This is a genomic window from Mycobacterium sp. TH-M82, from assembly GCF_057473605.1.
Genome location: NZ_JBYCKY010000367.1, coordinates 1 through 8,709, shown reverse-complemented (window position 1 = coordinate 8,709; position 8,709 = coordinate 1). Strand labels below are relative to the sequence as shown.

Genomic DNA, 8,709 nt, shown 5'->3' with positions numbered 1-8,709 from the left:
CTGAGCCCACCGTGCAGCGAATCACCGCCCAGGTGGAGCCAAAATTCATGCAGAAAAACGACCCAACTGGGGCCAACTCAGGTGATCACACGCACCGGGACACACCGAGTTCAAGCACGGCCACTGCACGCAGTGCCGTCGCCGCCGCCAGCGCGAGTACATGGCCGAGTGTCGTGCAGCTCGACGCCGGCTGAAGGCGATTGAAGCGGCTCTGGCAGCCGCCTAGTACTTGCCCCTGCCGGGGCCAAGAAAACCGCTCCAGCGCCCGCTGAGAGCGCCCCAGGTGCCTCCCCAGGTGGGAGGCACCAACCCAACACATGGAGGTATCCGCGATGACCATTGCTCAGACCGCGCAGCTCATGGAGCTGCCCGACTACTGGATTGGCCAGATCCGCAAGCTGCGCTCCGAGAACCACGAGCTTCGCAAGCGGCTGAAGGGCACCGCACGGTTGAATGACCAAGAGCTTCCACCTAGTTGGGAGAGGAAGCTCCGCAAGCTCCGCGACGAGAACGTACAGCTTCGCAAGGAGCGCAACGCTCTCCGCGACGAGCTGGCCGCTCGCAATGGCTAATCGCAACCCGGTCAGACACCACGGCAAGCTCGGCTCCCACGGCCCCGAAGGAGGACGGTTGTTCGCATCGCTCCCGATGACACTCGCCCGAGACACCGAGCTGTCAGCTCCAGCTCGCTCGGTGGCCATGTACATCTGGTCACACGACGAGAGGTACCAACAGTCGGCCCGTGACGTTGCGGAGTCGCTCGGAATGAGCCGCAACACCGTTGCGAATGCTCTGGACGCTCTCCAAGAGCGCGGTTGGTTCGTACGCGAACGCATCACCGCGAACGCGGAGGTGTGGCACCTGCAGATGACGAACCGCCCGTTCACCTCGGATGAAGTCTCGAAGCTCTCCGGGGTGGCTCAGGAATTGAGCCACCTTCCAAGCACTGGCTCAGGAAATGAGCCACCTACTGGCTCAGGAACTGAGCCACCTACTGGCTCACCAGATGAGCCACCTACTGGCTCAGGAACTGAGCCACATAGTAGTGGAACCAGGAGTGCACCAGAAGTGCACGACTGGAGTAGTGCAAGAACTGATCAGGACGAGACCGGCTCTGAGGGCCGGTCTCTTGCGGTTGAGGGATCAGAGGCAACCGAAGAGATTGCCCATGAGCACAGACCTGCCGGTCTGCAACCCGCAACCGCTCACTGGTCACCGTTGGATGACCCGTTCGCCAGCGAGCCCGCATGGCGAGCTGAGTCGAAAGCACGCGAGGAGCGTGCTGCACGCCTGCAACCCGCAACCGCAGGAGGCCCGCCGGCCTCCCCGTGGGACTGATCAGCCAACCGCAGTACCGAGGCCCCCGGCAACACCGGGGGCTTCGTCGTATCAGGGCTCGGCAACCGCCGCGCCTTGACACCCACCAGGCGACCGGCACCTACCCGGTTCGCAGAAGGAGAGAGATGAACGACCTGGAGAGAGCCGCCCTGGCGGCAGCCGAGGGCGGTGCGCCGGCCAAGACCTACGAGGTCGGCCCGGACGCCGCCGTGGAGTTCGGCACCGGCCCCAACGCGTTCGAGCACATGACCATCACCCACTGGAGCGTCGACTGATGACCGGCTACCTGGCGATGAACCTGGCGCTGGCTGCGGCCGAGGTCGCGCTCGCGGCCGTGTTCTGGCTAGGGCTGAGGGTTCGATGAGCGATCGACCTGAGCTGACGTTTGAACGCTGGTTCGAGAAGCACGGCCAGCCCTACGAGGCAGCCGTGATCGCCGGGGGAGGAACCCCTTGGCCGATGGACCCCGAGAAGCGAGCCGCAGTCGCCGGCCAGCTCGGCCTGCCCGTCGACACCGGCCCGATGGAGCTGCGCCGCGCTCTGTGGGCTCGGAGGCACCGATGAGCGAGCAGTTCCGGCTAGGGCTTGCGCCGTACCTCGTCGCAGCCGGCGACGGTGCCCGTCTGCGGGTCTACCGCAGCCGGGTGATGCAGGAGAGCGACCCGGCCGTTGAGTACGTCAACAGCTACATCCGCGAGCACGGCATGGTCCTGATCTCCACCGAGACCGGACCTTACGAGGGGATGTTCGGAATGACCGAGCAGAGCCACTACGCCACGCCAGAAGCACGCATGCTCTGGCTGGAAACCCACCGAGAGGAGAACCAACCCGCATGAGCGACGAGCAGTCCACTCAGACTGGAGCTGAGAGCCCCGCTGAGGGCCAAACACCAGCCCCCGAAGGGGCTGGCACCGGAGAGCAGGAGAGCGGCTCTCAGAAGGGCAACAAGGAGGCCCGCTACCGCGTGGAGCGCAACGAGGCCCGAGCCGAGCGTGACGCCCTGGCCGAGCGCATCCAGCGGATGCAGCGAGCCGAGGTCGAGCGCCTGGCCTCCGACGCTCTGAGCCATCCGGCTGACCTGTTCAGCCTCAGCGGCAACGAGCTGGCCGACTACCTGACCGAGGACGGGGACGTGGACGCCGAGAAGGTGGCCGCTGATGTCGTCGCGATCCTGGCCGAACGGCCCGGTCTGCGGAAGACCACGCCGGGTTACGACCCGTCGCAGGGGCACGGAGGTACGGCCCCGAAGAACTCCTCCCCGTCCTGGGAGGCGCTGCTCAGCACCTGAGCGAGAAGAACTTGGTAGCCGCCAACGCCGTCTGTGACGGCTGGCAGCGAACGCAGACAAGGGCTGTGCCCTGCTGATCCGAGCCCGTGGCTCGGTGAGAGTCCAAATCCATTACGCCCGTTGGCGATACGCCAGCGGGTTCAACTGTCTAAGGAGACAGAAACGTGAGCATGAAGCACACCACCACCGCCGATGCCTTCACCCCGGAAGACTTCGGCAAGCTGGTCGACCTCGAGGTCCAGGCGAAGTCTGTCGCCGCCAAGTCGGCGACCGTGTTCGGCACCGACAAGGTCAAGGTCAGCTTCCCGTTGTGGGTTTCCGACCCGGATGTGGGCTGGTATGGCGAGCTGGACGAGATCACCCCGGCTGACGGTTCGACCGACGAGGTCGAGGTCATCCCGAGCAAGACCGCTGGTCTGACTCTGATCTCGAACGAGCTGAAGGACGACTCTGACCCGGCGGTCGCGAAGCAGGCCGGCGCTGGCCTGTCGAACCAGATCGCCCGTGCGATCGACGCCGCCTACCTGGGCAACACCACGGCCAAGGCCCCGAACGGCCTGCTGTCCATCGCCAGCACCTCGGTCGACACCGGCTCGGCTCTGGCGAACCTGGACCCGTTCATCAAGGCCCGGTACGCCGCCATCGCGGCGGGCTCGGAGCTGTCGAGCTGGATCGTCTCCCCGGCGACCGCTGAGGCTGTCTCGCTGCTGAAGGAAGCCTCCGCCTCGAACCGGAACCTGGTCGAGTTCGTGGATGACGGCCTCCGCGTGGCCGGCCTGCCGGTCCTGGTCTCCGACCAGGTCGACGCCGCGACCCTCTTCTGGGGCATCCCCGAGGCGCACGTCATGTACGTCCTCCGCAAGGGCACCACGGTCGAGCGGTTCCCCGCTGTGACCCAGGACGGCACCTACGTGCGTGCGGTCAGCCGTATCGGCATCGGGTTCCTCAACCCGGCCGGTGTGGTTCGCGGCCACGCCGCCTGATCGTTGTAATCCACTGGGAGGGGCTGGGTTTCGTGCTCAGCCCCTCTCGTGGGCTCTATCCCTCTGATAGGAGGTGGCCGCATGGCCAAAGCAACAGGCGTTGAAGTAGCCCGGATATCGGTTCGGGTCTCGCCTGACACCAAGGACTTCCGGCGCGAACTGAAGAAAGACCTCGAAGAGATCGAGCGGTCCGTGCGGGCGACGGTCGGGGTAGAGGCCAAGCTAGACACCGCCGGTGCGAAGGCGCACCTACGTGCAGCCCTGGCCGAGATGAAGGCTCAGGCCGCTTCATCCAACATCGAGGCCAAGCTCGGCCTGGATACCAACTTCCTCCGCAACAGCATCAAAGGGATGGCAGCTCAGCTCGCCACCGTAGGGGAGAACGCTCAATCCGCAGGCGAAGGGTTCGCAAGCCTCGGCCGTACCGGCTGGATCGTCGGCGCTGTGTTCGCAGCAGCGGCTCCGGTTATCGGCCTGGTGGCCGGCCTGCTGGCCGGCCTGCCTTCGCTGTTGGCATCGGTAGCGATTCCCGTGGGCTCGATCGCCCTCGGGCTGGACGGGATCAAGAAGGCGGCTCAGTCGATCGCCCCGCAGTTCGACGCTCTCAAGGCGTCGGTCTCCTCGGTCTTCGAGCAGGGGCTCGGGCCTGTCTTCCAGCAGTTGACCTCGCTCATGCCGATCCTGACCTCGGGCTTCTCCGGTGTGGCTCAGCAGCTCGTCGGAGTAGCCCAGGGCGTGACCAACGTCCTGACCTCGTCGGGCGGCATGGCCCAGATGGCGACAATCTTCGGCAACGTCGGAGACTTCATCGGCGCGCTGACGCCGACGCTGCAGTCGTTCACTTCGACCATGCTCACGCTCGGCGCGGACGGTGCGAAGAACCTGGGCCTGCTGCTGCAGCCTCTCCAGCAGTTCGCCACTCAGTTCGACCAGATGATAGGCAGAGTCTCCCAGAGCGGAGTCCTACAAGGCGCGTTCCAAGGTCTGTCGCAGACGCTCGGCTCGCTGCTCACGCTTTTCAACCAATTGTTCGAGTCTGGGCTGCAAGCGATGAGCCAGCTCGGTGGTCCGCTGTCGAACATGATCAGCGGCATCGGTAACGCGTTCGTCGCGTTCATGCCTGCCCTGACTTCGTTCTCGGCTTTAGCAGGGAACGTCTTCGGTGAGCTGGGAAACCAGCTCGGACCGATCCTCACGTCGCTCACTCCGGGGCTATCGATGCTCGCGGACACGCTAGGCACCACGCTGACGGGCGCTCTGAAATCGCTTGGTCCGACGCTGGTTCCGCTTGCCACGTCGCTGAGCAACGGCGTTGTCGCTGCGCTGCAGCAGCTCCAGCCGATCCTTCCCGGTGTTATTCAGTCGTTCGTGCAACTGGGCACCGCGATCGGTGGCCAGCTCACCTCGTACCTCCCCCAGCTCGCTACGGCGTTCGGACAGATTGCCGGCGTCCTGGCAGAGAACGCACCGCTGATGCTGCAGATGCTCGCGTCTACCCTGACATCGATGGTGCCGGTGCTGGTCAAAGCGGCTCCAGGCATGATGCAGCTTGCTCAGGGGCTCGCTGACCTGATGGTCTCGGTTGGGCCGGCCGTGCCGATGATGGTGCAGGTCGCAGGCGCGGTCATCCAGGTTGGTACCGCGCTCGCGGGCGGGGTTGTCGGAGCGATCCAGGGCTTTGCCTCGGCGTTCCAGCAAGCCGTTAGCGCGGTCTCCAGCTTCGTCGGCGCTGTGGTTTCTGGTGTGGGCCAAGTGATCTCCGAGATCACCAGCCTCCCAGGGAAGATCACTTCTGCGGTGTCTAACTTCGGCAGCCTGCTGGTGCAGGCCGGCAAGGACTTGATCCAGGGTTTGATCAACGGCATCAAGTCGATGGCCAGCGCAGCGATCAGCGCCGCGACGGACATCGCATCGAGCGTGGCTGGCGCGGTAAAGGGATTCCTCGGAATCCACTCCCCGTCGGTGGTGTTCGACCAGATCGGTCAGAACATCGGCCAGGGGTTGGTCAACGGCCTCGACGGTCAGCAGTCCAACGTGGCCAGCGCCGCGAAGGATCTGGCCAGCACGGTCAAGGACCACTTCGACAAGGGGGTCAAGCTCGGCGGCGGACTGAAGTTCGGCGCGGACGGCTTCACCACCGACAGCAAAGACCCCTGGAAGAAGGCCGAAGCGAGCCTGTTCAACGCACCCATCGACTTCACGAAAGCGACTGGGCAGCAGTTCCTTTCCGACATCGGGGTCTCCGGTGATGGCGTCATCTCGAAGGCCGTGACCGAAGGTATCAACTACGTCTTCAACATCGGCTCTGTCGATGAGGCGCTGTCGATCAAGGACCGCGAAGAGTCCAAGAAAGCAATCGCCGTCGTCGGTCGAACCTAGTCGAGCGCCGATGTCCAACAACTGAATACGCATTTCGATGCTAGGCCCCCCGGTACAAAGCCGGGGGGTCTGCTCTTGCCCAGATCTACGAGGAGAGAAACAGAAGGTGACCCCCACCCCCACCCCCGGTGACCTAGTTCGCAAGGCCCGCACGCCCATACCCAGGTGCAAGCGGGAAGGATGCCCCCGGCCCAAGGCGAGGGGGGAGGAGCAGTACTGCACTGTCCTGTGCTACCGCATCGCGAAGGAGCTGCAGCGTGCAGAGCGTATGTGCAGAGACGCAGGCAGTAGCCCTGCGTCGACTGAGCTGTGGGTCAGTGCGGTCGCGCTCGCTGATGCGCTGAGCGAGTACGCACGAGCACAGCATCAGGTGCGGTTGATGATGCTCGCGCAGCGATAAGAGCAGCTCAGAGCACTCGTGCGACCCCAGGGGGGAGTCCCCATCCCCCCGGGTACAGGACCGGTCGTTTATGCGGCCGAGGGATTTTGCCGATCAGAACCTCATTTTTTCGGAGTCAGTAAGTTAAGGAGAAACATGCGCTCACCTGCAGGTTTGCAGGCTGCTGGCAAGAGACTGTGGCGGTCGATCACCACTGAGTTCGACCTCGAAAGCGAGCCTCACAAGGTCCAGATCCTCGTTGAAGCCTGCCGCGTGGTAGACGCGATCGCGGAGTTGGACAAGGCAGCCGCCGAGGCCCCGCTGACCGTCAAGGGATCGATGGGTCAGCCGGTGATCTCCCCGTTCATCGCCGAGGCGAGAGCGCAGCGGTCGCTGCTGGCTCAGTTGCTGGCCCGACTCAACTTCGAGGAGGTCGGCTGATGCCCAGAGGCACCGGGATGTCCAAGACCCGAAGGCGTAGGGGCATCCGACCTGACCGTGGGGTGACCGTCGAGCGGCTGCGGTCGCTCCTGACCGCCCACGCAGCAGACACCAGGACGAACGCGGAGTACCTCCGCGACATGAAAGCGAAGCAAGCAGCAGGGCGGCTGGCCAACCCGGCCACCGCTGCGCTGCTCGACCGACTAGAGAGAGCCATCTGATGCAAGAACTCAAGATCCCACCGTGCTACGCCAGCAGCAGAGACGGCGACAACTGGCCTCGCCACCGGGCGAAGGCCAGGGTCCAGCCCAAGAACCGCCGCCGCCTGATGGCGGCACTGGAAGCTGAGAGGAAAGCGGCCGATGCCCTACGCAACTGCATCTGACGTTCAAGCCATCTACGGCAAGTCGCTGACGACCGAGGAGACGGCGCTTGTCGAGCGCCGGCTGGCTCAGGTCGAGCGGAAGATCCTCCGCAGGATCCCGGACCTGGCTGACCAGATCGCGGCCGAGGAGATCGACCAGGCCGACGTGGTCGACATCGAGGCCGAGGCCGTGCTCCGGGTACTGCTTCACGGAGACGGCATCGTCTCGGAGAACGACGGGAACTACGGGTTCCAGAAGTCGTACAACACCGATGGCTCGCTGAGGATCACCCCTGACGAGTGGGAACGGCTCGGCATTCGTGTCGGGAAGATGTTCGGTATCGCCCCCGGCATAGGCGGGGTGGCTTTGTGAGCCTCCTCAACCGCTCAACCGAGCTGGTGACCGTCTTCGCGGAGGTCACCAAGACCGACTCAGACGGCAACACGGTCACCAAGCCCGGCACGGTCGGAGTCCCGGCCCGTGCGGTCGTGCAGCCGCTGTCGTCCACCGAGAACGATGAAGGCACCGTGTCGAGGTATCGCCTTCGGCTCGTCGGATACGACGGCCTGCTGGGCGCTCAGAGCGCCGTGGAGTGGAACGGGAAGCGGTACGCCATCGACGGAGATCCCAAGGTCTACAACGGCAGCCGGCGCACGGCTCACGTCGACTACGTGATGGTGAGGAAGTGATCCGACCCCAGGCCGTGGTGCTGCCTCTGCTCCGGGCAGCTCTCCCCGGTGTCGCAGTCGTGTCCCAGCTCCCCGATGTCGACCACCGGACGCTGCCGATGGTGATCGTGCGCCGCGCAGGCGGCACCCGTAACCAGAACCTGCCCAACCGGTTCGCTCAACCGGACATCGAGATGGTGGCGATCTCGGCTGACGGCCTAGTCGCTGCCGAGGAGCTGCACGAGGCTGCCTCAGACGCTCTGTACGCCGCTGTGAGGGACCAAACCGTCGTGGAGGGTGTCGGCTACCTCCAGAGCCTCCAAGAGGCTCAGGGGCCGCATGAGACGACGAGCCCGATCCCCGACACCTGGCACGTCGGCGGCTCGTTCACCCTCGGCCTCCGAGCCAGCGCGTAGACGAGAGAGTCCCCCGCCGGAAGCGGGGGCTCCTCGTCGTGCCGGCTACAGATCCCTCAGACCGAGAGGATCCTCGCTCTTCGGGTTGATCACGAACTGCTGCCAGTAGTGGGGGCTGAAGTAGATGTCGTCCGACTCGTCACCGTTAGCACCTACCTGCACCTTCAAAAAGCTGTCCTTGAAGGTGTAGCTCAGTGCGTTGGGGTACTCGACGCCGCCGTCCGCGGTCTTGATGTGGATGTTGTAAGTCACACCTTCAGCCTAGTGGTGGTGGTGGTGGTGATGGCCGTGGCTATGCCCGTGCCCGTGACTGTGCTCATGACCTGCGTCATCTTGTGGTACCGCTTCAACGACAGCCGTCTCGGTGGTGAGCACCATCCGTGCCACCGATGCCGCGTTGAGCACCGCCGACCGGGTGACCTTGACCGGGTCGATGACGCCGTCGGCGATCA

The 8,709-nt window shown here is 64.7% G+C and carries 14 protein-coding genes and 1 pseudogene; 13 read left to right on the top strand and 2 right to left on the bottom strand.

Annotation, left to right across the window (positions count from 1 at the left end; all coding sequences use genetic code 11):
• The 13 genes from AC2VON_RS11430 to AC2VON_RS11370 form a co-directional block, all read left to right on the top strand.
• Positions 1–194: hypothetical protein (locus tag AC2VON_RS11430; protein WP_486953066.1), on the top strand; the 194-nt coding region annotated here is incomplete at its 5' end.
• Between the two features lie 138 nt (positions 195–332).
• Positions 333–572 (top strand): hypothetical protein, encoded by a 240-nt coding sequence (locus AC2VON_RS11425; protein WP_486953065.1) that lies wholly within the window; start codon positions 333–335, stop codon positions 570–572.
• Between the two features lie 891 nt (positions 573–1,463).
• On the top strand, positions 1,464–1,613 hold the full coding sequence (locus tag AC2VON_RS11420; protein WP_486953064.1) for a hypothetical protein: 150 nt from the start codon (positions 1,464–1,466) through the stop codon (positions 1,611–1,613).
• A gap of 85 nt (positions 1,614–1,698) precedes the next feature.
• Positions 1,699–1,902, top strand: coding sequence for a hypothetical protein (locus AC2VON_RS11415; protein WP_486953063.1), 204 nt, complete (start codon positions 1,699–1,701; stop codon positions 1,900–1,902).
• Positions 1,899–2,174 (top strand): hypothetical protein, encoded by a 276-nt coding sequence (locus tag AC2VON_RS11410; protein WP_486953062.1) that lies wholly within the window; start codon positions 1,899–1,901, stop codon positions 2,172–2,174. The genes AC2VON_RS11415 and AC2VON_RS11410 overlap by 4 nt, the downstream gene beginning before the upstream one ends.
• On the top strand, positions 2,171–2,626 hold the full coding sequence (locus tag AC2VON_RS11405) for a hypothetical protein (RefSeq protein ID WP_486953061.1): 456 nt from the start codon (positions 2,171–2,173) through the stop codon (positions 2,624–2,626). The genes AC2VON_RS11410 and AC2VON_RS11405 overlap by 4 nt, the downstream gene beginning before the upstream one ends.
• Positions 2,627–2,796: 170 nt before the next feature.
• A complete protein-coding gene (locus AC2VON_RS11400) occupies positions 2,797–3,609 on the top strand; it encodes a phage major capsid protein (protein ID WP_486953067.1) in 813 nt (270 codons plus the stop codon).
• 81 nt (positions 3,610–3,690) lie between these two features.
• Positions 3,691–5,988 carry a phage tail protein gene (locus tag AC2VON_RS11395; RefSeq protein ID WP_486953060.1) on the top strand — a complete coding sequence of 766 codons (2,298 nt, stop codon included), beginning with the start codon at positions 3,691–3,693 and terminating at the stop codon, positions 5,986–5,988.
• A 535-nt stretch (positions 5,989–6,523) separates the two neighbouring features.
• Positions 6,524–6,808 (top strand): hypothetical protein, encoded by a 285-nt coding sequence (locus AC2VON_RS11390; RefSeq protein ID WP_486953059.1) that lies wholly within the window; start codon positions 6,524–6,526, stop codon positions 6,806–6,808.
• Positions 6,808–7,029, top strand: a complete 222-nt coding sequence (locus AC2VON_RS11385; RefSeq protein WP_486953058.1) for a hypothetical protein — start codon at positions 6,808–6,810, stop codon at positions 7,027–7,029. Before AC2VON_RS11390 ends, AC2VON_RS11385 begins: the two co-directional genes overlap by 1 nt.
• 141 nt (positions 7,030–7,170) lie before the next feature.
• Positions 7,171–7,545 (top strand): Gp19/Gp15/Gp42 family protein, encoded by a 375-nt coding sequence (locus tag AC2VON_RS11380; RefSeq protein WP_486953057.1) that lies wholly within the window; start codon positions 7,171–7,173, stop codon positions 7,543–7,545.
• Positions 7,542–7,862 (top strand): hypothetical protein, encoded by a 321-nt coding sequence (locus AC2VON_RS11375; protein WP_486953056.1) that lies wholly within the window; start codon positions 7,542–7,544, stop codon positions 7,860–7,862. Before AC2VON_RS11380 ends, AC2VON_RS11375 begins: the two co-directional genes overlap by 4 nt.
• The gene (locus AC2VON_RS11370) at positions 7,859–8,257 is read left to right on the top strand and encodes a hypothetical protein (RefSeq protein WP_486953055.1); all 399 of its coding nucleotides are present in this window, start codon (positions 7,859–7,861) and stop codon (positions 8,255–8,257) included. The genes AC2VON_RS11375 and AC2VON_RS11370 overlap by 4 nt, the downstream gene beginning before the upstream one ends.
• 45 nt (positions 8,258–8,302) lie before the next feature.
• On the opposite strand, the gene AC2VON_RS11365 is transcribed toward AC2VON_RS11370, so the two are convergent.
• Entirely contained in the window at positions 8,303–8,509 is a 207-nt protein-coding gene (locus AC2VON_RS11365) for a hypothetical protein (RefSeq protein WP_486953054.1), read from the bottom strand.
• A 9-nt stretch (positions 8,510–8,518) separates the two neighbouring features.
• Positions 8,519–8,709 (bottom strand): annotated as a pseudogene (groEL, locus tag AC2VON_RS11360) (chaperonin GroEL); the annotation flags it as partial.